Genomic DNA, 22434 nt, shown 5'->3' on the forward strand with positions numbered 1-22434 from the left:
TTTTTGAAAATGGATACGCGTTAAATGTTGTCCGCAAGTGGTGGTCATGCTGATGATGCAGCGAGCATCACCAGTATCGTCATCACTAGGCGGTCGTTGTTAACGTGTATGGGTCAAGCAATTTAGGCGGTCACAGGTGGGCCGCAGCTTGGTGGGAGAAGGGATGGTTGGCGAAAGCTGATCTGGTGTACTTGTTTTGCATACAGTGTGTACACAAGCACATGGATGGTCACAAGCGCGACAGCGGCTGGTGTGACCAGATCAAGTTTGTCTGATACGGCGCTACATAACGAGCAGGCCTGATCTTCAATCGAGTTTGCGTGATGATGTGTTGCGGCAGTAGAGATGAGCAGAATAAAGCTCAATGCCGCAAAGATGGCGATGCCAGCTTTCCATGTACGAGCGAACGCCATTCTCATCAGGGCCAGAGAATGACCTTGATGTGATTGTCTCTGCCTGCTTCGCGCAGAAGGAGAAAACGGGTTACGCGACATAAAAAAGTGGGGCTCCGTCAAAACATGACTAATATTTGTGGTTGATCAGCGTAATCAATGCCATAACGATGCGCATCCGCTGAACAAGCTGCGCTTAGACACGTACCGCGCCTAAGAGTTCCGTCTATTTTAAAATAAATTGACCGATCGTAGAAACTGGATCGAGTCTCTTTATATTTAATTTGAATATCTAAGTGAATTTATATGATTGGAAGAAATGAAGCTTTTTCGATAATATCGCCTTCTGTCATTTTCAGGTGTAAATATCAGTGATACGTATTGAGCAAGTTCAGAAGTTTTATCAGGTAAGTCGAGAGGTTGCAGGTGTAGAGGTTCATGCCTTACGCGACATCAATCTTGAGATAGAGCAAGGAAGTATTTTTGGCATTATCGGACGTTCAGGTGCAGGTAAAAGTACGCTGTTACGGACCTTAAATTTATTAGAACGCCCCACATCAGGCAAGATTCTGATTGATGGCGCCGATATTACGCAATTTGATGCTGCACAGTTGCATGGATTGCGCCAACGCGTAGGGATGGTGTTTCAACATTTCAATTTGTTGAGTGCCAAGACCATCGCCGAAAATATTGATTTCCCGCTCAAACTCGCGGGAACCTACACAAAAGACGAACGCAGAAAGCGCGTCGACGAATTACTTGCCCTTGTCGGTTTGTCCGACCAACGCGATAAATATCCAGCGCAACTTTCCGGTGGTCAGAAACAACGAGTGGGTATTGCACGTGCGCTTGCCAACTATCCCACATTATTGCTCTGTGATGAGGCGACATCGGCGTTAGATCCCGAGACCACGCAATCCATTTTGCGCCTGCTCTCAGAGATCAATCAACAATTAGGTCTCACTATTGTGCTGATCACGCACGAAATGCAGGTCATTCGCACGATCTGTGATCAGGTGGCGGTCATTGATGCGGGGGAAATTGTGGAAATGGGCGATGTGGCTGATGTGTTTTTACATCCACAGCATCCTGTGACACAAAGCCTTGTCGCTGAAAATCAGGCATTAGACCTTGATTTGGTGCAGTTAAGTCGTGAGAAGCAGCGTGGGATTTTGGCGCGTCTGACGTATGTTGGCGCGGCAGCCCATGAGCCGATTCTAAGTCGTGTCGCTGCGCAGACGCAGCTGCAAATGGTGATTTTGCAGGGAACAATTTCTCGGATTAAAAATACACCGTACGGACAACTGTTGGTGGAGTTAATTGGTACAACAACAGAAATTGATCGGGTACTCGCCTCACTTCGCGCAGAAGACGTGAGAGTGGATCTGATTGATGTCAACGGAGGGACGGTGTAATGGATTTTTCAAATATTGACTGGGAAGATATTGCCCAAGCGACGTTAGACACGTTGACGATGACGGGATGTTCGCTGTTTTTTACCATACTGTTGGGTTTGCCACTGGGTGTACTGTTGTTTGTGACAGGTAAAAAGCAGTTGCTCGAGCAACGGGGGATTTATGCGCTCTTGTCGGTGATCGTGAATGTGTTGCGCTCGGTGCCGTTCATTATTTTATTGATCGTATTAATTCCCTTCACCTTATTTTTGGTCGGTACTTCTCTTGGCGTCCCTGGGACGATTCCTCCGCTGGTCATTGGTACAACGCCATTCTTTGCACGCTTGGTTGAAAACGTTTTACGTGATGTCGATCGTGGAATTATCGAGGCGTGTCAAGCGATGGGAGCGAAAACGTATCAGATCATTATTCATGCGTTGCTCCCAGAAGCATTGCCTGGGTTGATCGCTGCAGCAACAGTGACAACGATTGCGCTTGTGTCGTATGCGGCGATGTCGGGTGTGATTGGTGGTGGTGGATTAGGTGACCTTGCACTGCGTTTTGGATATCAACGTTTTCAGACGGACGTGATGGTGGTCACGGTCGCTATTTTGATTGTGTTGGTGCAGGTCTTGCAGTTTGCCGGAGACAAGTTAGTTGCACGATTTACGCGTAAGTAGTTTTCGCTGTACTTTTGATGTTCTTTTGTCGTTCTTTTGATGTTTAGCTGTTTTTCTCTCAATAAAAATAAGGATTAGTTCCATGAAGCTCTCTTTTCAACAACAATTTAAACGTCGCCTGACCTTGGCGGCAGTGGCTGGTGTCGCTGTGGCAGGTTTGTTTGCTGCGCCAGTTTCTGCATTCGCAAATGACGTGTTAACGATCGCGGCAAGTCCCGTTCCGCATGCAGAAATTTTGGAGTTCATCAAGCCACTATTAGCCAAAGAAGGCGTGGAGTTGAAGGTCAAAGTATTTACTGATTACATTCAACCCGCAGTGCAGGTCAATGAAAAGCATTTAGATGGTAACTTCTTCTTGCATCAACCTTATCTCAATGAATTCAAGAAGAGTCACTCTAACGATATCGAAGTTCCAATCGCTAAAGTTCATGTCGAGCCGTTTGCGGCCTACTCGTCCAAATACAAAAAAGTAGCCGACATTCCAAATGGTGCAACCGTTGCGATTCCAAACGATCCATCGAACTCGGGTCGCGCATTGTTATTGTTAGCGAAACAAGGACTGTTGACGTTGAAGGATCCGACGAATATTTCTGCAACCAAAAAAGATATCGTCGCTAATCCAAAAAATCTGAAGTTCAAAGAATTGGAAGCCGCTACACTGCCACGCGTGTTGAATCAGGTTGATCTGGCATTGATCAATACTAACTACGCGATTGAAGCCAAGTTGAACCCAGTCAAAGATTCGTTATTTATTGAAGATGCGAACTCGCCTTACGCTAATCTCTTGGTTGCTCGTGATGACAACAAGGATAGTCCTGCATTCAAAAAGTTGGTTGCCGCTTTACATTCACCTGAAGTGAAGAAATTCATCGAAGAAAAATATAAGGGCGCAGTTGTTCCAGCCTTCTAATGTTGCTGATCATCGTTCTTAGGGTGATGATCTCTCAATAAAAAGACATAAAAAAGACATAAAAAAGATATAAAAAAGACATAAAAAAGACATAAAAAAACCTGGCCACGTAAGTGGACAGGTTTTTTTTTACGACTGCCGCTGAACGATGAACGCTCAGCGTTGGGCGTTTTATTAGTTACGTACGACGCGTTTGTATTCGTTAGTGCGTGTATCGATTTCGATCACGTCATCTTGGCTCACGAACAGTGGAACTTGAACTGTGTGACGGTGTGCTTCGATCGCGTTTTCGATTTTTGCTTCTTTCAATACGTTACCAGAAGTGTTGCCTTTGACTGCTGGCTCAGAGTACACCACTTGGCGTGCGATTGTTGTTGGCAATTCGACGGAGATTGCTTTGCCATCGTAGAACACCGCTTCGCATTCCATACCGTCTTTCAGGTAATGCAATGCATCGCCCAAGTTTTCTTCTTCGATTTCGTACTGGTTGTAATCAGCGTCCATGAATACGAACAATGGATCAGCGAAGTAAGAGTATGTTACTGGCTTTTTATCCAGAACAACGACGTCGAACTTGTCATCACCACGGAAAACAGATTCTTGTGGGCTGTTAGTCAGAAGATTTTTCATCTTCCATTTGTAGGTGAAGCCCGTGCGGCTAGAACCGTTAACGTCAGAGCGCAAAACGATCATAGGCTTGCTATCGACCATAATAATGTTGCCAACACGAATTTCTTTTGCAGGTTTCATAGTAAATATACGTAAAAAGGTGATTGCATAAAAATCATCTGTTGCCTACTGGTAAAAGCCCTGCAAGCCCACGTCCGATTGAATTTGAGAATACGGTAAAAATTAACCGCACATTTTACCCCATTTTTGTGCCGTAATTAAACAAGAGTAGCGGCAAACTTGAGTAAATTCGTACTGAAATCGCCATTTTTGCGCATTTCGTGCTCCCATACCGTGCACATCTCGGTAATGTGGGGCAATTCTTTCAGTAAAGTACGACTGACCTCGGTCCACTGGTCATGCGCCGTTTCAGCCTCATTCCACATGAGGGCTAGTTGATTGAGATTCTCCGTTTTAGCGGTATAGCGGTGCAAAAAAGCCTTGAGTTTGACATGGTGGAGGTTTTCATCTTGCGGATAAATATGCCAAATAAACGGCTTATTCGCCCACTGGGCACGGACAAATGAGTCCTCACCACGGACAAAATTGACATCACATGCCCACAACAATCGGTCGTAGTCTTGTTGCGGTAAAAAAGGGATGACTCTCAGTGTGAGTGATCCGCGTGTTGCAGAGGCGCCAACCTGCGCGGCTTGCCCTAAAAATGACGTAACAGTCTCTGTTGCGACCCCTTCAGGTACAAGGCAGATGAGCGGTGTGTTGCTCTGTTGCCATGCGCTCAACAGCGAGGCAACAGGGGCGTGTGGGTAGCAAAACAGAGACACTTTAAGCTGCTGCTGTTCGGCCTTGGTTACGCCAATGCGTGAGAAAAAACTGGCGACTTGCTCGGTGTCCGCCAAAAATTGCTGGCGCTGGACGCTCAGATCTTGCTCGACCATCAGTCCCCCCGTTTTATTGGTAAAGCCGGGGAAAAAGAAATATTTCGTTAATGAATAAGAGGGGTGTGGCGAGGGGAGTGTGTGGCAACCTTCCACCCATTCTTCTGCACTCAATCCTTCAAAATTGAACCAGAGAGGGCGTTTTTCGCGTTGTGCCATACTCGCGATATAGCCAGGTGGTATGTCGCATCCAAAAAATTCGATGACGATGTCTGCGATGTCTTCTGCGGTGAATGTGCCATGTTGATCCCGCCAATGGGTCACCTGTACGCCTGCAACGGTTTGTTGATCCTGGTGTGGATCGATTTCTGGACAGATACGCCGGAAACTGACCAAGTCGTCGACCCAGAGGGTGACGGCAATGGCGTGTTCGTGTGCGAGTTGTCGGGCAAATCGCCAGCAGATACCGATATCACCGTAATTGTCGACGACCTTGCAGAAGAGGGCGAGCGTTGTCGTTTGTTGGGGCTGTTGTTGCATAAAGATAAAAGAATGAAAGTGGCATCGCCGTCTTTGCGATGAGCATGGCATGCCACAACAAGGTTGATGTCAAAAAAACGAATTGACTGACGTTGGTTACACGAATTGATTCTTCCACTCACGTAATACACCAAAGTTGGCTGCCTCGTCACTCGCATCCGTCAAATTTCTTTCGTGTAACAGACGATGAATCACAGTGGCTTCTCGACTCCGCAGAAAAGGGTTCGTCGCACGCTCAAGGCCGATGTTGCTTGGAACGGTTGGTAGTCCTTGGTCTCTTTTCTCTTGCTCACGCTGCAGACGGTCACGCAAGGGGTGGTTGTCTGGCTCAACGGCGAGCGCGAAGCGTAGGTTTGAGAGGGTGTATTCATGGGCGCAATACACTGCCGTCTCGGATGGTAAGCGACTTAACTTATCCAGTGAGTGGAGCATTTGCGCTGGCGTTCCTTCAAATAATCTGCCGCAGCCACCCGCAAAAAGCGTGTCACCCGAAAAAAGCCACCGCTGATCGGGGGCATAATAAGCAATGTGACCTGCTGTATGACCGGGGACGTCAATGACCTCAAGCTGTAGATTGACATCAGTAAGGACAATGCGCTGCCCCTCTGAGAGCGGATGAGTCACCGAAGAAATGCCATCGTTGGCAGGCCCGTAGACGGGAATTTTCTGATCATCTTGATGATCTTTTAGTAATGCTGATACGCCACCGATATGGTCTGCATGGTGGTGTGTCAGTAAAATGGCAGATAATGTCAGATGGTGTTGGCGTAGCGCATGTAATATAGGGGTTGCGTCACCCGGATCGACCACAATGGCTTTGCTCCCGTTGTGGATGATCCAAAGGTAATTATCCGCAAATGCTGGAATTGTCAAAATAGTCAGAGGGCTGTTCATAGACACATGGAAACAATGGAAAAGAACATTATAGACCTCGCCGCTTGGTTAGAGTCACCCGTTGGTCGCTATGTGCTGGACTGGGAGCAAGCGCAGCTAGCAAGGCTGACCGTTGATATTTTTGGCTACAATGCGCTGCAAATTGGTATGCCGCAGATTGATGGTCTGGCGGCGAGTCGTATGCCGAACCGCTGGTTGACCGATTCTGCTGTGCACGTTCATGCTGGGGGCACATTCAAAACGCCAGAGCGTCAGGTCGTGGTCGCGCATGACTTTTCTGAATTACCCTTTGAGACGCAAAGTATTGACCTTATCATTTTGCCCCACGTGTTGGAATTCACCGACGAACCGCATCAGTTATTACGGGAGGTGGAGCGGGTCTTGATTCCGGAAGGGCGCGTGATTATCACTGGATTCAATCAGACGAGTTTCTGGGGTGCAAGGCAACTCGCTGGACGTATGAACGACCATTATTTTTTGCCGCAAGAAGGTGAATTTATTAGCTTTACGCGGATGAAAGATTGGCTGAAGCTATTAAGTATGGAAATTGGTGAGCATCGTTTTGGCTGCTATGTGCCGCCGTGTCGCTCCGAAAAATGGCTGCAACGCTTTCATTTTATGGAAGATGCTGGAAAAAAATGGTGGCCGTATTTTGGCGCTGTGTATATGGTGCAAGCAGTAAAACGTGTTCGGGGTATGCATCTGATCGGACCCGCATGGAAGCAAAAGCGCTTGGCGCGCGGTAATGCGGTGGCGGTGGCGAATAAAGTAAAAACAAAGCAAAAATAAAGCAAAAATAAAGCAAAATAAGTATGGATAAAATTGAGATTTATACCGACGGCGCATGTAAAGGCAATCCTGGTGTGGGAGGCTGGGGCGCGTTATTGGTTGCGGGTAACAAAGAAAAAGAACTCTGTGGTGGCGAGAAAGATACCACCAATAATCGCATGGAATTGATGGCGGTGATACAAGCGCTTGGCGCGCTAAAACGCCCCTGTGAGATCACGCTGCACACAGATAGTCAGTACGTCCTCAAAGGCATAACGGAGTGGATCAGCGGCTGGAAAGCGAAAGGTTGGAAAACCGCATCTAAAGCTCCGGTCAAGAATGTTGATCTATGGCAAGCCTTAGATACGGCGCAATCTACCCATAAAATCGAGTGGCGGTGGGTCCGTGGCCACACGGGCCACCCTGGAAATGAGCGCGCCGATCAATTGGCGAATCGGGGTGTTGAAAAGGCGCTGGCTGGAGAGATTTGAGTACCTACCACATTGCGTTGATATTGCTTGAAGTTACTTATCCAGCGTTACTCATTAAAGAGAAACAGGCGTAGCCAGAATGAACAGTTTTATGCGAGAACGCGAAACCACTCGTCCCTATAGTCTGAACAAAAGACGACGTCTGACGATGCTTGCACTATTGGTGCCTGCACTGAGTTTTGCGAGTCAGGGCCGTGATGAGAGCAGCGATCAGGTTGGTGATCATAAAGCGATACCCTTATTGATCTGGCAGTTAACAGATCAAATGAATCAACCGCTTCCAGCCAAACCGGTTATCCAGCGCCTCGTGGATTATTTGAGTCAAAAGTCTGGGATTCATTTTCGCTTACAGGGATACCCTTGGAATCGTGCCTTAAAACTTGCCAATGAAGGTGTTGCGCCAATCTGGGGATTATCGGTGACGCCACAACGCGCGCAACATTTTGTATACTCGCACGCGATTTATGAATCCAATGTCTGGATGTTGGTCAATAAATCGTTTGCGACCCCCATCCCCAATCTCGCAGCGTTGGCGGGCAAGCGTGTCAGTATTTTTCGCGGTGTATCCTATGGCGCAGAGTTTGATGCTGCGAAAAATCACTTATTTCAGGTGGAAGAGGATAGTGACAACCTGCGCGCTCGCGTCGCAAAATTGCTTGCTGGGCGCTGTGATGTCATGCTTTACGCAAATCACCATCGTAATGTGGAGCAGGTCATACTTGAATTGAAAGAGTCTGGCTTCGACCCGCAACAACTCAAGGTCTTAGATAATCCTTTGTTAAGCGAACCAGCCTATATTGCGATTTCGAAAGAAAAAATCGCAACGTTTCCAATGGAAGAGCTTAATCGTGTGATTGATGCTGGTCGGCGCAATGGTGAAATCATGCGCTTATTGCGGGATTGATCGCCCTATTCGAAGAGAAATCGTTACGCTCAGCTACTGCTACCGCAGCTACTACCGCAACTACTGCCACCACTGCTGCCGCAGCTAGACCCACAGCTGGTTCCGCCATGTGAACTGCTACAGTCAGTGGTATGACCGCTGTGAGCGCCGCCGCAATGAATAGCGTCTGTTGAAGTGCCACCGGAAGTCGGTCCCAAAAAAAATCCTGTATCAGATGATGTATGTTTTCCCCTAGCGAGAGCGCGTTGACGCAGGATGTTGTAGTTGTGCTCGTTAAGTAGACCGAGTGCGAATAATGCATTAGGTTGAAAACTTTCTGGGAAGATCATGCTTCCCTCGGGAGTGCCGTATGCACTGATATTTCTGAAGCCCAATTTTCCTGAGTGATGTCGATAGGCATAACCGTTCGGCATATGGAGTTGCGCATCGAGACGGAATAAGGTGGGTACTGCCGTGCTGAGATCTGAAATGCGATCCTGTTTTCGGGCTGCAACCAAGCATGCGGCTAAGGCGTGATCGATGCCGCCTCCCATCTCTGTTTCATCCAAATGAGGGATCGTACGGCCAAAGTGCTTGTAGCAATACTGGTCGAGTGAGATGGAGGAATAGTGGTTCCAAGCATGCCATACAGAATCAGCCGCCTTGGAGGGAAGTGCGCAGGCAAGTGGACTTTGGGCGACGCAATCAAAAAAACGGATTAAGCCCTCACTGGCTTGGGCGAAAAAAAAGGCATCCTGTGGAATGCCCGGGAATTCTGCAGGAGCCGCTTTTTGCCAGTATAAAAACAAGCCAGTCGGTAGGTCTCTTAACTTGTCTTCATAGCGTGACGTGCGAATAAAGTGCTCGGCACGATGTTGCTGCCATTGTTGACGTAGTGATTTGATAAACATGTCATCTCCTTTGTTGTTGTTTTTGTTCCTTCATCATAGGAGGTATTTATCGCAGTTCTATCAGGAAAACTACGTATTCAACGGTGGTGCGGTTGTCAATTAAGATTGCAGTTCTGTTTGTAATCGATCTAAAAACTGATGTACATGGTAGGCATCCACCAAACCATGATGCACGAAGGTTCCCACCGGCATCATCATTTTTTCATTCTGCATTTCATATTTTCCAACGGAAATCTTAGGGACGCTATCCTTGCCGTCTAATTGTCGTGCGTGGGTAATGCCACTGAAATGAATCCACGGCATGGCGGAGAAATGAATAACGTCATTACGTGCACATTCATCGTTAAAGCATAATCCACTGCGCTCTTTGACGGATTGCATTTGGCGCGTTGCTTGTGCGCTAAATAAAGCAAAATCCTCTTCGAAATAGATCGGGCAAAAACCAAACGTATGATCATCGCGACTGACTGTCGCGTTGACATGAATGCGATGGTAGTCAACGACCTGCTGATCTTCGATGCGATATCGCATGGCGTCGGTATGATTGATCGCGATCAGCGTTTTATGCAGATAGTATAGAAAGAACGATTGTTGCTCCTGCTTACACCATCTATAGGCACGTGTACAGTCGACATTAGCAATAATTCCATGAAATGGTTCGTCCATCGCTGAGAAAAACGCGAAATGTTCGGCACGGTTCCAAGAGTGAAGATCAACGATTTTTTTCATGATGACTGAGTGATATACAGGATCGCAAGATGATACCTTGAGTGATGCGCTCTTGCTGGCGCAGAAGGATAAAAAATGGGGATAGTCAGACTATCCCCATGTAGTACTCAACGAATAAGATCAGTAGAATCGATACCGATATCAGCGCATCGCTGTAATCATTTGTTCCAACTTGACGGTGTCAGCACAAAATGCACGGATGCCTTCGGATAACTTTTCTGTCGCCATCGCATCTTCGTTTAACAGGAAACGGAATACCTTTTCGTTCATGTCGATTTTGGCGATATCTGATTGCAACGCCAGTTCGGTGCTCAGTTTTTGCGTCACGGCGCTCTGTGAGTCGGCTAACTTTTGTAGTAAATCAGGACTGATCGTCAATAAATCACAGCCTGCCAATTCCAGAATTTGGGACGTGTTACGGAAGCTCGCGCCCATGACTTCTGTTTTGTAGCCAAATTTACGGTAGTAAGAGTAAATCCGTTTGACCGACAGAACACCTGGATCATCCGCGCCGAAGATCTCTTGGCCCGTTTTTGCTTTGTACCAGTCGTAAATTCTTCCGACGAAAGGAGAAATCAGTTGCGCGCCTGCTTCAGCGCATGCAACTGCTTGTGCCAAGCTAAACAGCAAGGTCATGTTGCAGCGAATGCCTTCTTTTTCTAGTATTTCGGCCGCACGAATGCCTTCCCACGTTGATGCAATCTTGATCAAGATACGGTCACGAGGAACGCCAGCCGCTTCGTACATCGCGATTAATTGGCGACCTTTTGCCACTGTCGCTTCCGTATCAAATGAAAGACGGGCATCTGTCTCTGTTGAAACACGACCAGGAATTTCGTTTAAGATTTGCAGGCCAAAGGCGATCAACAAATGATCGATGGTTTCATCAATCGATTTGCCTGCGGTATCAGCGACCGCTTTTTCAAGTAAATGCTTGTACTCTGGTTTTTGTACCGCTTTTAAAATCAGAGACGGATTGGTTGTCGCATCTTTGGGGGTGTAAGCCTTGATTGCCTGAAAGTCGCCTGTATCGGCGACAACAGTGGTGTATTGCTTGAGTTGTTCTAGTTGATTCATGGTGTGGTCGATCTCAAAAACGTCAGGGGTTAACTTCAACGATCGGTGATCCTGCAACGATATCACCAATCACGGCCGCTTCAAAGAAGCCGCCCTCTCGGAAAATGGCTAATACATTCTCTACAGCACTCGCATCACAGGACACTAAGAGCCCGCCGGATGTTTGCGGGTCAGTGAGGAGGGCTTGTTGTGCTGGGGTAATGTCACTGTGCAATCTGACATCGGTGCCATACGCGGCCCAATTTCTGCCTGATGCACCTGTCACAAACCCATTGGTGGCTAATTGTTCCACGTTGTTCAAGAGCGGAATATCCTTCATCCGCAAATGGGCTTGTACGTTTGCACCACGGCAGACTTCCAATAAATGACCAAGTAAGCCAAAGCCTGTCACATCAGTCATCGCATTGACGCCAGCTAATTGCGATAAGTGTTGGCCGGGACGATTAAGTTTCGTGGTGCTCGCAATCATGCTGGCATAGCCGGCTTCATCAAGGGCTTGCTTTTTGAGGGCAGCGGATAAGATGCCGACACCTAAGGGTTTTCCTAAAATTAATCGATCACCAGGTTTAGCATCGGCATTGCGTTTGACTTTAGATGGGTGGATCAGTCCCATGACGACCAGGCCATAGATTGGCTCAACGGAGTCAATGGTATGACCGCCGGCAATCGGTATGCCTGCTTCAGCACAAATCGACTCGCCGCCTTGAATGATTTTGCCGATCACATCCAGTGGCAATTGGTTGATCGGCATGCCAACCAATGCGAGTGCCATAATGGGGGTGCCACCCATGGCATAGACATCTGAAATTGCGTTCGTTGCTGCAATTCGGCCGAAATCAAACGGATCATCCACAATCGGCATGAAAAAGTCAGTCGTTGCGATCAATGCTTGTTCGTCATTGAGTTGGTAGACTGCGGCGTCGTCGGAGGTTTCGATGCCGACCATCAGCGCTTTGGGCACAGGGAAACCAGTCGATTTTTTCAGAATTTCAGACAAAACGCCTGGCGCAATTTTGCAGCCGCAGCCGCCACCATGAGAAAACGAGGTGAGACGAACGGGTGTTTCATGTGATGTTGTCATAGAACATGTATGGTGAAATCAAAGAAATGATTATACGCCCGGCGCCGTCTTGGTGGATGTCGTGTTGAAAAGTGAATAAGTATAAAAAAAGCGACCACCGAAGTGATCGCTTTTTCATGATATTGCTTATCTAGTAATGGCTATAACAGATCAGTAGTCGCCAAATGAACGGCGTGTGCTACCTTCGTTAGAGCGATTACCTTTGTAGCCGCCGCTGCCTTCTTTACGTGGGCCAGAGCCTGTACCGTTGCCGGCGCCTGCTGGCTTGCTGAAAGAACGTTGACCTGGTTTGCTGCTACCAAAGTTGTTACCTGTTTTGCGGCTATCGCCTGGTTTCCAGCCACTTGGCTTACGCGCTGTGGAAGAGCGGGATGGTGCTGCTGTTTTCTTTGGTTCAAAACCTTCGATCACATCGACAGGAATCAACTGCTTAGTGAAGCGTTCGATACGTTTGACGTGCATGCTTTCTGCGTGGTTGACCAAAGAAACCGCCAAACCTTTACGACCTGCACGACCAGTACGACCAATACGGTGAACGTAGTCTTCTGGGAACTTAGGCAAGTCGTAGTTGAATACGTGAGTGATGCCTGGAACGTCGATACCGCGAGCAGCAACGTCTGTTGCCACTAAAACGCGAATTTGACCGCGACGCAAGCCATCTAATGTACGGTTACGCGCACCTTGATGCATGTCGCCGTGCAATGCTGCTGCAGCGAAACCGGCAATGTTCAGGCGATCAGCGATGGTATCTGCATCACGCTTTGTTGCTGTAAAGACGACGGCTTGATCGACAGAAACGTCACGCAACAGGTGATCGAGCATGCGATTTTTGTGCGACAAGTCATCCACAAAGTGAACTTTTTGTTGGATGTTTTCGTGCTTGCTTGCAGAGCCAGCGATTTGAACGATCAACGGTTCAGTCGTGATGCGTTTCGCCATGTTACCAACGACGCCGTCCAACGTAGCGGAGAACAACATGGTTTGACGTGTTGGTGGTGTTGCGGCAACGATTTTTTCGATGTCGTCAATAAAACCCATGTCCAACATACGATCCGCTTCGTCCAGTACCAGCATTTGCAGCTCGGAGAAGTCGATTTTGCCGGATTCCATGTGGTCGATCAAACGGCCTGGTGTTGCCACCAAAATTTCTGGATTGCGGGACAATAATTGCATCTGTTTTGGGTAAGGCATGCCACCCAGAATGGATACGGCTTTAATACGGCGGGAGTACGCACTGTATTTGTCTGTGGCTGTTGTGACTTGCAACGCCAGCTCACGTGTCGGAGTCAAGACCAACATTTTTGGCTTGGCAGCGACGAAACGTGGACGATCGCCACGGGAGCGTGCAGATTGGCGTTCTTGGTTTGGTGTTTTGCTGTTGTCATAGCTGACAACTTCAGCGGAAATCAATTTGTGCAAAGCTGGCAGCATGAATGCTGCTGTTTTACCGGAACCAGTTTGGGAGGAGACCATCAGGTCACGACCCTGAATCGCGGCAGGAATGGCTTGCTCTTGAACCGATGTTGGCTTGGTGTAGCCAGAGTCAGTCAATGCGCGGATCAGGTTAACGTGGAGGCCTAGTGCTTCAAAACTCATGGAATTCTTTCGTAAAAATTTAGCGCGATGCAAACGTAACGCGCGCAAAAATGCAGCGCCAACCAAACGAAATGAACACAGAAAATCCAACTACGGACGACAATGAGATTTCGGCACAAAAGCTTTGCGCCGGGATGATGTCTTTGGTGAATCTAGACATGCAGGGCGGGAGGGCTTTTACATGCACCATCCGATCCGGATGTGCACAGGCTTGCGATGCTACAGTTCTTTTTGCTGCGATTTATTGCGGTGCAAAAACGTGATGATACATGATTTCGACAAAAACCGCACTTTTTTTTGACGACAAGCATTATTTATCAAGAATGGAGGGGGAGTTATTTTATTTGCATGTCTTTTGCCAAGCTAGGTCAAGGGCACCATTTGTCTGAAAAAGAAAGCGATGCGCCATCCATCCTTGTGCAAATAAACTGAGTACTTGATCGTAATAATGGTTCGTTCTTATCGGTTGGGCTTGCAGTCGCATTTGTTGTTGCTGCAAGGCGGTTGTATTTTTGCTTGTTTGCAAGAAGGGCAGGAGGGCCGCCGAAAAGCCACTTGAACCGGTGTTTTTGACTTCCCCCGTTTGAATGTTGATGAATTCAGGCGGATAACCTTTTTTTTCCGTGAGTGTCGCCATTGGCTGCAAGGTTTTGAGTAAGGTGGGGCGATCGCTATCTTTGTCTGCCAACATACCCGTCCATAAATACACGCGAATTGCATTGTAGCCGCCGTTGCCTTGCTCGGCCCCTTGCAGGTCGGGCATGAAGCCCTCGTTTGCATGGTAATGAATCCAGTCCGCGGTATAGCCTTTCGGCGAGGCGCCCAGAATCACTTTTAATGAGGAAGCCTGTAATTTTTTCCAGCGGGGGTCTTTGTCGGTGTGGTCAAACCAACGTAAGAGTTGCAACGGGCTATAGCTCGGATTGAGTTTCCATTGATTATTGCCCAGCGCAAATCCTTGCGGTCCCGGTAGTAGGGTTAATCCTAAGTTCGGTATCTCTGCAGTTTCTTCGTTGAGAATGCGTTTGGCGAGCAAGATGGAGAGCGCAGTATAACGCTTGTTACCCCATACCTCTCCTGCAATACTTAAGGTATAGGCGATCCATAAGTCGGCATCGGCGGCGGCATTTTTATCAATGATGCCCCAACTGTTGTCTGACCGCTGCCCCCACTGCCAGGCTGGAAGGTGACTGGTTAGATCGCCTTCTGCTAAATTATTTTCTGTCCACTTGAGTAGATTCTGAAATGTGCCTTTATCATTGGCTACCAATGCGAAAAACATGGCATATGCTTGGCCTTCGGATACCGTTGGTTTGATGCTTCCACTCAGGTCAACGACGCGTCCGTCAAGAGTGATAAACGTTCGTTTAAACTGTTCCCACTCTGGCCATGTGACAACGCAGCCTGTGTTTTCTGCCACAGAGCACGTTGTGCCTAGCATCGCTACAATAGCAAAAACGATATGAATTGTCCGTTTTGCGGAAAATGGAAGGCGAAACATAGTCGTTAATGATTGAAATGTCATCATAGGTTTGTTTGAGTAATCCTAGGTGGCCTGATACGATGCGTGTCAATAAAATCTCGCTGTCAGTGCCGATGGGCAAAAATGTATCAGACTACAGTGTAGTCGATGGAGAAAATTTTGAGAGCAAAAAAGCTAGTTTTAATTACAATATTTTTGTCGTTGTTTAGTTTGTCAGCTGGCGCGTATGCGGAGACGATTTCAGTTGCGGTTGCAGCGAACGTTCAATATGCATTTGACGAGTTACGTGCGGCGTTTAAGCAAGAGACAGGAAACGATGCTGTCGGCACTATCAACTCATCGGGGAAGTTTGTTGCACAGATTAGTAATGGTGCGCCATTTGATGTCTTTGTTTCCGCTGACATGGAATTTCCTGAAAAGCTTTACAAAGATGGCATGACCACAGCAGCACCAAAAGTCTATGCGTATGGCGCTTTGGTGGTGTGGACGACAAAAAACATCGACCTAACACAGTGGCAGGCTGCATTGACTGCGAATCAGACGACCCACATTGGCGTTGCCAACCCTAAAGCGGCCCCTTATGGGCGTGAGACGATCAAGGTGTTTAATGCGCTTAAACTAGAGCAGAACTTGCAGCCTAAGCTGGTGTTTGGTGAGAGCATCGCACAAACAAATCAATACATCTATTCCGGGGCTGTTGACCTTGGTTTTACTGCGAAGTCAGTGGTGCTGTCCCCTGAAATGCAAGGAAAAGGCAAGTGGGTAGATGTACCAAAAACACTCTACCAACCGATCGCGCAAGGAGCAGTTGTCCTCACTTATGGGCGAGACCATCATGCCAAAACGGCGCAGCAGTTCTATGATTTTTTATACTCTGCTAAAGCGCGCGCTATTTTTGAGCGGTACGGCTATCTTTTGCCATGAACCGCCTTCAGGGTGTCATTTTCGCAGTAGAGGCGCATGGCAGTGTTGCACTCGTCGACGTCTCTGCTGGTCACCTTTCTTTGTCGGCGACGCTGTTAGGGAATCCTTTGCAACTCGCCACGTGGGCATCTGGGCAACGTGTAAGCGTCATGTTTAAGGAAACAGAAGTCGCTATTGCCAAACAGTTGTCGGGTGGCATCAGTCTACGTAACCGTATTCCAGGGCGCATCCTGCATATCGATGGCGGACAGATTCTGACGCGAATTCTCATGGCAGTTGATGGATTGGTGCACGAATCTTCTCAGGATGCTGTAACAATCAGTGCCGTGATTACGACCCGATCAACACAACGACTGCAATTAGCTGTTGGCGACCTCGTGGAGGCATTGATTAAGTCGAATGAAATGACCATTCAGTCTTCCTCAGAGATGGGGGTGGTGTGATGAATGATCTCGATTGGCAACCACTTTGGCTAACATTTAAATTGGCAACGGTGACGACTTGTTTGTTGATGGTGATTGGTGTTCCGCTGGCCTATCGCATTGCCCTCACCCAAAGCAAACTGAAACCGCTGTTCGAGACCTTGGTCAGTATGCCGTTAGTGTTGCCACCTTCTGTGCTGGGGTTTTATTTGTTATTGGCATTTAGTCCGCAGCAGGCATTCGGGCACTGGCTTGAGCATTATCTGCATCTTAAATTAGTTTTTAGTTTTGCTGGATTGGTCATCGGCTCGGTGATTTTCAGCTTGCCGTTCATGGTGCATCCGATACAAGCCGGGTTGCAAAACCTACCGCCCAATTTACTTGAGGCCTCACGTACCTTAGGGAAGTCCGATTGGTACAGTCTCAGACACATTCTCTTGCCTAATATTAAGCCTGCACTGTTGACCGGTGTTGTGTTGAGTTTTGCCCATACCATTGGTGAGTTTGGGGTTGTATTGATGATCGGTGGCAATATTCCTGGTGTCAGTAAAGTGGCGTCGATTGCCATTTATGACGAAGTGGAAAGTCTTAACTACGCAGCCGCGCATGTCTACGCTGGGGTGCTCTTTGCATTAAGTTTCAGTATTTTGCTGATCGTTTATATGCTCAATCGTCGTCATGCGTATTTAGTCCGTTCTGGCATGGTGAGCTCATGATCAAGATGGCATGTCGTAAAGCATTGCATGCGTCAACAGGACGTGTGCAGTTAGATGTCCAATTGACGATTGAGCGTGGTGCGTTCGTTACTTTGTTTGGTCCCTCTGGCGCGGGTAAAACAACAGTGTTGAGGATGTTGGCAGGACTAGTTCATCCCGATAGCGGCACCATTGAAGTGGCGGATAACGTATGGTTTGATGACCAAAAACGTCTTGCCGTCCCTCCACAACAGCGTACGCTCGGGATGGTGTTTCAAGACTACGCTTTATTCCCCAATCTCAGTGTCGCAGACAATGTGGCCTATGGGATGACTACGGCGTCACATCGAAAGAAAGCGTCGAACGTTGAGGTTGATCGGTTGTTAGCGGCCAGTGGGCTTGTGGAATTAAGAGATCGATTTCCCGCCAGTCTATCGGGAGGTCAGAAACAACGCGTTGCGCTGGCACGTGCCTTGGGACGCGCTTTGCAAACCGCCCAGGATGGAAAGTCGCCGCTGCTTTTGTTGGATGAACCCTTGTCTGCTCTCGATAATGCGATGCGTGCACAGTTGCAAGATGTGGTGTTGGCGTTACATAGAGAGTATGGGTTGACCACCGTCTTAGTGACCCACGATATCGCTGAGGTATTTAAATTATCGCAGCACGTCTTTGTGATCGAAGCGGGGCGTATTGTGCGCTCGGGTTCGCCATCCTCTGTTTTTTTACAACAGCAACGACAAGGCAGCTTGCAGTTGCAAGCGCAGGTGCTGGCAGTGCGTCAAGAAGAGGTGGTGTATATTTTATCTTTACTCGTGGGACAGGATATTGTGGAGGTGATTGCGGATAAAGAAGAAGCGGCCCACTTACATCCTGGCGATGTGATCTCGATTGCCACGAAAGCGTTTAGCCCAATGATTTTTACGGCGAACGCCGTTCGGTAAATAGAAAATAAAAAAAGCTGCCATGGCAGCTTTTTTTTCGATATCGTTGATACGATACGTTGGATTACTGATTGTAAGACTCAGCGTTCAGACCCATGACGTGGGAGAAGCCACCGTCAACATACGTAATCTCGCCAGTAATGCCGTTGGCCAGATTAGACAACAAGAAGGCCGCAGTATTACCGACATCTTCAATGGTCACATTACGGCGCAGAGGAGCGTGTTCAGCGACGAAGCCTAAGAGCTTACCGAAGTCTTTAATGCCACTGGCTGCCAAAGTTTTGATCGGGCCAGCAGAAATGCCGTTGACGCGGATACCTTTTTTACCCAGATTTTCGGCCAGATAACGTACAGAAGCTTCTAACGATGCTTTTGCCAGACCCATGGTGTTGTAATGCGGAATCGCACGAATCGCACCCAGGTAGGACAGTGTCAATAACGATGAATCTTCACGCAACAGTGGCAGAGCTGCTTTTGCCATTGCTGGGAAACTGTAGGCAGAGATGTCGTGTGCAATGCGGAATGCTTCACGGGAGAAACCGTCGAGGAATTCACCAGCAATCGCTTCACGCGGTGCAAAGCCAATAGCATGAACCAAACCATCGAGGTGATCCCAGTGTTGTCCGAGATCTTTAAACACCGCTTCGATTTGCTCATCGCTGGCAACATCGCAATCAAACACTAATTTGCTATCAAATTCTGCAGCGAAATCGGTGATTCTGTCCTTAAAACGATCACCGACATAAGTGAACGCCAGCTCAGCGCCTTCGCGCTTGCACGCCTGTGCAATACCGTAAGCGATAGAGCGGTTGGACAGCAGCCCAGTGATCAGAATTTTTTTGCCTTGCAGAAATGCCATGTTGACTCCAGGTATTTTCGTAGTATTGATGCGGCTCACAGGACGGAAAACCTCCAAAAGCCGCATCAATACTACACTGTGGTTTTTGCTAACGGTAACTTCATTAGCCTAGATACGTTTCAAATGTGTTTCTTTGCCGCTGGTATTTGCAGTCGTCTGCAGATGGTGATTGCTCCCGATTAATCGGATTCACGACAATAGGACGGAATTGTAGTTGTTAAGCGCGAATCGGGCAAATAATAAGTTCATCATCTTGAAACAAATAATTTCAAAATAGCAAATAACGCGATCATCTTGGGTATGCCGGTACGATGGATGTATCGATCAATGAATCCGATGATCTTCGCTCTTCTATCCACGTGTTAAAACGCACGCCCGTCCGATTTTTCGACGATTGAATAGAGTCCTGAAGGCGCTGCGTATCCTTTCGCCGTTCGCCATTCATTACAAAACAAATCGCATTGCGTTGAGTAGAGCACCAGGTAAAATGGCGCCACCCGTATGCCGTTCGCCGTATGAGCGGTCATCCATCACGGTTTCAGTTTCCTGCGTTAGGGCTAAGAGATCGTCTCCTAATATCCTGAAAAGCGATTCATCAAAGCGCATCACATTGAGAGGCGCTTTGATCTTGCCGTTCTCAACCCAAAAACAGGCAAAACGCGTCATGCCTGTGATGCGGCAATGTGCGCGATCAGAAAAATTCAAATACCACAAATTACTAATGTAAATGCCCGTTCCCAACCGTTGTAGTACCTCAGTCATTGGCATCGTACCTGGTCGCATACGGAGAGACTTCGCCGATTCATCATCAGTGCAACCATTGCTTTGAATGCCGTATTCTTTTGCGGTTCGCGGTGCAATCATGCTTCCGCATAGTTCGCCAGCACGAATGAGCTCGATGTGGTCAGGCTTGATAAATCCTTGAGGTTGAAAGACAGGCTCCAGACCGGCGGTACTGTCTTCGCTGAGATAAATATCGGAATGTAAGCGGACATCCCCGCTGTGTAAGCGTCGCAAACAACTTTGATGGGTGCGTAACGATTTCTCAGAGAAGCCACCCCAATTGAGCATCATGAGCAATTCATTGAGCGCTGTCGGGGTCAGGTACACACGATAGCTTCCGGGAGGAATGCTCATTGCTGGTAATGCCAGTTGTGTTAGTTGCTCTTTGGCCGCCAGAAATTTTTGTTGAAATTCGGTGGCGTTCCATGCAAAACCAGCGTAGTTCGATTTGACCGCTTTATCGCAGGCATAAAATAAACTCCAATCGAAATTCACATTATGTGTTTCGAACCAATTATGTTGACCAAAAGAATTCGCAAAGCCTCGGTATTGACTCCCCGTCGCAAGGATACCAACCATATCGAGTCCATTTGCTGCATCGAGAATTTGCAGCACCATATCTTCGGTGGAGGGTAGCGTTGATGCCTGTTGATGCTGCGTAGAATGGATGTCAGTGGCAATGAGTAGATGGGGATCTTCAGGGAGATCCTGCAATTGCTCTCGTAACATCGTCACGGTCTCTTGCAAAGCAAGACAGTCCTGCTCCCACTCTGTGCTTAGATGAAAACTGCTACTTGCATGACGGCGACCGATGAGTAGTTGTAGTCGTAGATGACATTGCCGTACATGACCCGGTTGCCTAATAGCGCTACGATTAAACCGAACGAAGTCGGTCTCTTCCGCCGAAAGCCAGCACGTGAACTGCTCGGAAGAGCTGATTTGACTCCGCAGAAATGCAGATAGCTTATGAAAATAATCTTGCATTACGCGCCCCCTCCAAACACATCAACTTGACCGAATAAACAGGCGGGCGAAGCATGTCCTACCCGTATTACCTGTGAGGGCTCACCCTTGCCGCAAAATGGTGTTCCCATCACTGCATAGGTTGAGGCATCACCCATCATTTTGAGTGAGCGCCAGAAACTTTCAGAGATGCCACGATAGTTGGGGTTTTTCACTAAACCTTTACGTTCTCCGTTCACAATCAGTTCACCGTATTCACAACCAAACTGGAATTTATTACGAGAGTCATCAATGGACCATGAGACGTTGGTATTCATCAGCACCCCATTTTCGATCGATGCAATCATCTCGGATAATGTACTGTGCCCAGGTTCAATATTCAAATTCGCCATTCTGTCGATCGGCGGCCGGTTCCAATCACACGCCCGCGAATTGGCAACACCAGCCAATCCTGCACGGGCCTGCGAGAGCGTACCGCCGAGGGGACGCTGTAAAACACCGTCTTTAATGAGCCATGTTTTCTCAACGGGAGTGCCATCATCATCCCAGCGATACGATGCGAATTCTTCATCTCTCTCCGGGTCATAAGTCACATTCAGCAGCGAAGAACCGTATTGAAAATGTCCAAACATTTCCGGTGTCACGAAACTGGTTCCAGCAAAGTTGCGCTCATCCCCAAGAATGCGGTCAAGCTCTAAGGGATGACCAATTGATTCATGAATTTGCAGCATCATTTGCTCTGGTAGAAGCAACAAATCCATTCGACCAGAGGGACAGTTCTGTGCACTTAACAATGCAACCGCCTCCTGCGCGACACGAATTCCAGCGCCGTAAAACCCGGAACGCTCGAGGATATTGATGCCACCCTGCTGACAAAAGCCGTTGTATTGACCGCCGAGTGTTCTGGTTTGCGTCTCCGTTCCTTCATGCGCGGTGACACTGAGATTAGGAATGAAATAATCAAAGTGTTGATAGATATCCGCACCATGGCTGCTAAAAAACCATTGATCTGTATGGGTTGTGGAGATGGCGGTACCCCAGTCAACGATGCGGTCATCGATTTTACAGGTGCTTGATTCTTGCATTAACAGTGCAATCATATCGGCTCTGGACCAGGGTATCGCTGTTGGTCCGTGGTAATGTCCTTTGGCCGATGATTGGGGGAGGGCGCTGAAATTCGTTACGGATTTTCCAGCACTCATCGTTGCCCAGTCCCTTGCGCGCGTGATCGCTTCTTGGATGCCGCCGCGAGATAAATCGCTGGTTGCTGCATACCCATAGCCACCTTGATGAATGACCGAAATCATTGCGCCATGGCTGCGCGCTGTTGACAACGGTTGCAAGATATCTTGTCGCACACTCATGTGTTCCGAACGCTCATCAACGATACGCATCGAGCAAAAATCGACCGATGGCAGCACTGCATTGAATATTTTTTTGACAGATTCCAATTGCTACTCCTTGCGCTGATGAGCGAGATCGATTTCTATTGCATATCGGTGACAGTGCA

Annotated in this window: 23 protein-coding genes; 10 read left to right on the top strand and 13 right to left on the bottom strand. The window is 48.0% G+C overall.

The window, feature by feature from the left end; translation table 11 throughout:
- Positions 1-122 precede the first annotated feature (122 nt).
- Positions 123-413, bottom strand: coding sequence for a hypothetical protein (locus ACO0K2_RS19080; protein ID WP_423021646.1), 291 nt, complete (start codon positions 411-413; stop codon positions 123-125).
- Between the two features lie 350 nt (positions 414-763).
- On the opposite strand from ACO0K2_RS19080, the gene ACO0K2_RS19085 reads away from it, so the two are divergent.
- The 3 genes from ACO0K2_RS19085 (at position 764) to ACO0K2_RS19095 (ending at position 3376) form a co-directional block, all read left to right on the top strand.
- Positions 764-1807, top strand: a complete 1044-nt coding sequence (locus tag ACO0K2_RS19085) for a methionine ABC transporter ATP-binding protein (protein WP_423021647.1) — start codon at positions 764-766, stop codon at positions 1805-1807.
- Positions 1807-2466, top strand: a complete 660-nt coding sequence (locus ACO0K2_RS19090; protein WP_423021648.1) for a methionine ABC transporter permease — start codon at positions 1807-1809, stop codon at positions 2464-2466. The genes ACO0K2_RS19085 and ACO0K2_RS19090 overlap by 1 nt, the downstream gene beginning before the upstream one ends.
- 82 nt (positions 2467-2548) lie before the next feature.
- Positions 2549-3376: a MetQ/NlpA family ABC transporter substrate-binding protein gene (locus ACO0K2_RS19095; RefSeq protein ID WP_423021649.1), complete on the top strand. Its 828-nt coding sequence runs from the start codon at positions 2549-2551 to the stop codon at positions 3374-3376.
- 174 nt (positions 3377-3550) lie between these two features.
- On the opposite strand, the gene ACO0K2_RS19100 is transcribed toward ACO0K2_RS19095, so the two are convergent.
- The 3 genes from ACO0K2_RS19100 to gloB all read right to left on the bottom strand — a co-directional run bounded on the left by ACO0K2_RS19100 (position 3551) and on the right by gloB (position 6318).
- The gene (locus tag ACO0K2_RS19100; RefSeq protein ID WP_423021650.1) at positions 3551-4126 is read right to left on the bottom strand and encodes an elongation factor P; all 576 of its coding nucleotides are present in this window, start codon (positions 4124-4126) and stop codon (positions 3551-3553) included.
- A gap of 137 nt (positions 4127-4263) precedes the next feature.
- Complete coding sequence (gene earP / locus ACO0K2_RS19105) at positions 4264-5424, bottom strand: elongation factor P maturation arginine rhamnosyltransferase EarP (RefSeq protein WP_423021651.1); 1161 nt, start codon at positions 5422-5424, stop codon at positions 4264-4266.
- A 96-nt stretch (positions 5425-5520) separates the two neighbouring features.
- Complete coding sequence (gene gloB, locus ACO0K2_RS19110) at positions 5521-6318, bottom strand: hydroxyacylglutathione hydrolase (protein WP_423021652.1); 798 nt, start codon at positions 6316-6318, stop codon at positions 5521-5523.
- A gap of 6 nt (positions 6319-6324) precedes the next feature.
- Here gloB and ACO0K2_RS19115 point away from each other — a divergent pair, with 6 nt between their 5' ends.
- The 3 genes from ACO0K2_RS19115 (at position 6325) to ACO0K2_RS19125 (ending at position 8481) form a co-directional block, all read left to right on the top strand.
- On the top strand, positions 6325-7107 hold the full coding sequence (locus ACO0K2_RS19115) for a class I SAM-dependent methyltransferase (protein ID WP_423021653.1): 783 nt from the start codon (positions 6325-6327) through the stop codon (positions 7105-7107).
- A 23-nt stretch (positions 7108-7130) separates the two neighbouring features.
- Entirely contained in the window at positions 7131-7577 is a 447-nt protein-coding gene (rnhA, locus tag ACO0K2_RS19120) for a ribonuclease HI (protein WP_423021654.1), read from the top strand.
- A gap of 79 nt (positions 7578-7656) precedes the next feature.
- On the top strand, positions 7657-8481 hold the full coding sequence (locus ACO0K2_RS19125) for a substrate-binding periplasmic protein (protein ID WP_423021655.1): 825 nt from the start codon (positions 7657-7659) through the stop codon (positions 8479-8481).
- Between the two features lie 29 nt (positions 8482-8510).
- Here ACO0K2_RS19125 and ACO0K2_RS19130 read toward each other — a convergent pair whose 3' ends face one another.
- The 6 genes from ACO0K2_RS19130 to bcsZ all read right to left on the bottom strand — a co-directional run bounded on the left by ACO0K2_RS19130 (position 8511) and on the right by bcsZ (position 15382).
- Positions 8511-9371 (bottom strand): hypothetical protein, encoded by an 861-nt coding sequence (locus ACO0K2_RS19130; RefSeq protein WP_423021656.1) that lies wholly within the window; start codon positions 9369-9371, stop codon positions 8511-8513.
- A 99-nt stretch (positions 9372-9470) separates the two neighbouring features.
- A complete protein-coding gene (locus ACO0K2_RS19135; protein WP_423021657.1) occupies positions 9471-10100 on the bottom strand; it encodes a CatA-like O-acetyltransferase in 630 nt (209 codons plus the stop codon).
- A 141-nt stretch (positions 10101-10241) separates the two neighbouring features.
- On the bottom strand, positions 10242-11177 hold the full coding sequence (tal, locus tag ACO0K2_RS19140) for a transaldolase (RefSeq protein WP_423021658.1): 936 nt from the start codon (positions 11175-11177) through the stop codon (positions 10242-10244).
- A gap of 22 nt (positions 11178-11199) precedes the next feature.
- Positions 11200-12258 (bottom strand): selenide, water dikinase SelD, encoded by a 1059-nt coding sequence (selD, locus tag ACO0K2_RS19145; RefSeq protein WP_423021659.1) that lies wholly within the window; start codon positions 12256-12258, stop codon positions 11200-11202.
- 150 nt (positions 12259-12408) lie between these two features.
- On the bottom strand, positions 12409-13854 hold the full coding sequence (locus ACO0K2_RS19150; protein ID WP_423021660.1) for a DEAD/DEAH box helicase: 1446 nt from the start codon (positions 13852-13854) through the stop codon (positions 12409-12411).
- Positions 13855-14194: 340 nt separating this feature from the next.
- On the bottom strand, positions 14195-15382 hold the full coding sequence (gene bcsZ, locus ACO0K2_RS19155) for a cellulose synthase complex periplasmic endoglucanase BcsZ (RefSeq protein ID WP_423021661.1): 1188 nt from the start codon (positions 15380-15382) through the stop codon (positions 14195-14197).
- Between the two features lie 114 nt (positions 15383-15496).
- Here bcsZ and modA point away from each other — a divergent pair, with 114 nt between their 5' ends.
- The 4 genes from modA to ACO0K2_RS19175 are packed head-to-tail and all read left to right on the top strand — an operon-like array spanning position 15497 to position 18319.
- Positions 15497-16261, top strand: a complete 765-nt coding sequence (modA, locus tag ACO0K2_RS19160) for a molybdate ABC transporter substrate-binding protein (RefSeq protein WP_423021662.1) — start codon at positions 15497-15499, stop codon at positions 16259-16261.
- On the top strand, positions 16258-16704 hold the full coding sequence (locus ACO0K2_RS19165) for a TOBE domain-containing protein (protein ID WP_423021663.1): 447 nt from the start codon (positions 16258-16260) through the stop codon (positions 16702-16704). The genes modA and ACO0K2_RS19165 overlap by 4 nt, the downstream gene beginning before the upstream one ends.
- The gene (gene modB, locus ACO0K2_RS19170; RefSeq protein ID WP_423021664.1) at positions 16704-17399 is read left to right on the top strand and encodes a molybdate ABC transporter permease subunit; all 696 of its coding nucleotides are present in this window, start codon (positions 16704-16706) and stop codon (positions 17397-17399) included. The genes ACO0K2_RS19165 and modB overlap by 1 nt, the downstream gene beginning before the upstream one ends.
- Complete coding sequence (locus ACO0K2_RS19175; RefSeq protein WP_423021665.1) at positions 17396-18319, top strand: ABC transporter ATP-binding protein; 924 nt, start codon at positions 17396-17398, stop codon at positions 18317-18319. Before modB ends, ACO0K2_RS19175 begins: the two co-directional genes overlap by 4 nt.
- Positions 18320-18383: 64 nt before the next feature.
- Here the strand turns inward: ACO0K2_RS19175 and fabI are convergent, their stop codons facing one another.
- The 3 genes from fabI to ACO0K2_RS19190 form a co-directional block, all read right to left on the bottom strand.
- Positions 18384-19178, bottom strand: a complete 795-nt coding sequence (fabI, locus tag ACO0K2_RS19180; RefSeq protein WP_423021666.1) for an enoyl-ACP reductase FabI — start codon at positions 19176-19178, stop codon at positions 18384-18386.
- A gap of 444 nt (positions 19179-19622) precedes the next feature.
- Positions 19623-20945 carry a metallopeptidase TldD-related protein gene (locus tag ACO0K2_RS19185; protein WP_423021667.1) on the bottom strand — a complete coding sequence of 441 codons (1323 nt, stop codon included), beginning with the start codon at positions 20943-20945 and terminating at the stop codon, positions 19623-19625.
- Positions 20945-22318 (bottom strand): TldD/PmbA family protein, encoded by a 1374-nt coding sequence (locus ACO0K2_RS19190; protein WP_423021674.1) that lies wholly within the window; start codon positions 22316-22318, stop codon positions 20945-20947. Before ACO0K2_RS19190 ends, ACO0K2_RS19185 begins: the two co-directional genes overlap by 1 nt.
- Between the last annotated feature and the right edge of the window lie 116 nt (positions 22319-22434).

Source organism: Undibacterium sp. MH2W (assembly GCF_049340215.1).
Taxonomy (GTDB): Bacteria; Pseudomonadota; Gammaproteobacteria; order Burkholderiales; family Burkholderiaceae_D; genus Undibacterium.

Bases quoted from the DNA above. Each gene is read 5' to 3' on its own strand.
- ACO0K2_RS19135 (WP_423021657.1), bottom strand. From the start codon at position 10,100: ATGAAAAAAATCGTTGATCTTCACTCTTGGAACCGTGCCGAACATTTC.
- selD (WP_423021659.1), bottom strand. From the start codon at position 12,258: ATGACAACATCACATGAAACACCCGTTCGTCTCACCTCGTTTTCTCAT.
- ACO0K2_RS19080 (WP_423021646.1), bottom strand. From the start codon at position 413: ATGGCGTTCGCTCGTACATGGAAAGCTGGCATCGCCATCTTTGCGGCA.
- ACO0K2_RS19130 (WP_423021656.1), bottom strand. From the start codon at position 9,371: ATGTTTATCAAATCACTACGTCAACAATGGCAGCAACATCGTGCCGAG.
- fabI (WP_423021666.1), bottom strand. From the start codon at position 19,178: ATGGCATTTCTGCAAGGCAAAAAAATTCTGATCACTGGGCTGCTGTCC.
- ACO0K2_RS19115 (WP_423021653.1), top strand. From the start codon at position 6,325: ATGGAAACAATGGAAAAGAACATTATAGACCTCGCCGCTTGGTTAGAG.
- ACO0K2_RS19125 (WP_423021655.1), top strand. From the start codon at position 7,657: ATGAACAGTTTTATGCGAGAACGCGAAACCACTCGTCCCTATAGTCTG.
- ACO0K2_RS19165 (WP_423021663.1), top strand. From the start codon at position 16,258: ATGAACCGCCTTCAGGGTGTCATTTTCGCAGTAGAGGCGCATGGCAGT.
- ACO0K2_RS19185 (WP_423021667.1), bottom strand. From the start codon at position 20,945: ATGCAAGATTATTTTCATAAGCTATCTGCATTTCTGCGGAGTCAAATC.
- tal (WP_423021658.1), bottom strand. From the start codon at position 11,177: ATGAATCAACTAGAACAACTCAAGCAATACACCACTGTTGTCGCCGAT.
- earP (WP_423021651.1), bottom strand. From the start codon at position 5,424: ATGCAACAACAGCCCCAACAAACGACAACGCTCGCCCTCTTCTGCAAG.
- modB (WP_423021664.1), top strand. From the start codon at position 16,704: ATGAATGATCTCGATTGGCAACCACTTTGGCTAACATTTAAATTGGCA.
- ACO0K2_RS19100 (WP_423021650.1), bottom strand. From the start codon at position 4,126: ATGAAACCTGCAAAAGAAATTCGTGTTGGCAACATTATTATGGTCGAT.
- ACO0K2_RS19090 (WP_423021648.1), top strand. From the start codon at position 1,807: ATGGATTTTTCAAATATTGACTGGGAAGATATTGCCCAAGCGACGTTA.
- ACO0K2_RS19150 (WP_423021660.1), bottom strand. From the start codon at position 13,854: ATGAGTTTTGAAGCACTAGGCCTCCACGTTAACCTGATCCGCGCATTG.
- gloB (WP_423021652.1), bottom strand. From the start codon at position 6,318: ATGAACAGCCCTCTGACTATTTTGACAATTCCAGCATTTGCGGATAAT.
- ACO0K2_RS19175 (WP_423021665.1), top strand. From the start codon at position 17,396: ATGATCAAGATGGCATGTCGTAAAGCATTGCATGCGTCAACAGGACGT.
- rnhA (WP_423021654.1), top strand. From the start codon at position 7,131: ATGGATAAAATTGAGATTTATACCGACGGCGCATGTAAAGGCAATCCT.
- ACO0K2_RS19190 (WP_423021674.1), bottom strand. From the start codon at position 22,318: ATGCGTATCGTTGATGAGCGTTCGGAACACATGAGTGTGCGACAAGAT.
- ACO0K2_RS19095 (WP_423021649.1), top strand. From the start codon at position 2,549: ATGAAGCTCTCTTTTCAACAACAATTTAAACGTCGCCTGACCTTGGCG.
- bcsZ (WP_423021661.1), bottom strand. From the start codon at position 15,382: ATGATGACATTTCAATCATTAACGACTATGTTTCGCCTTCCATTTTCC.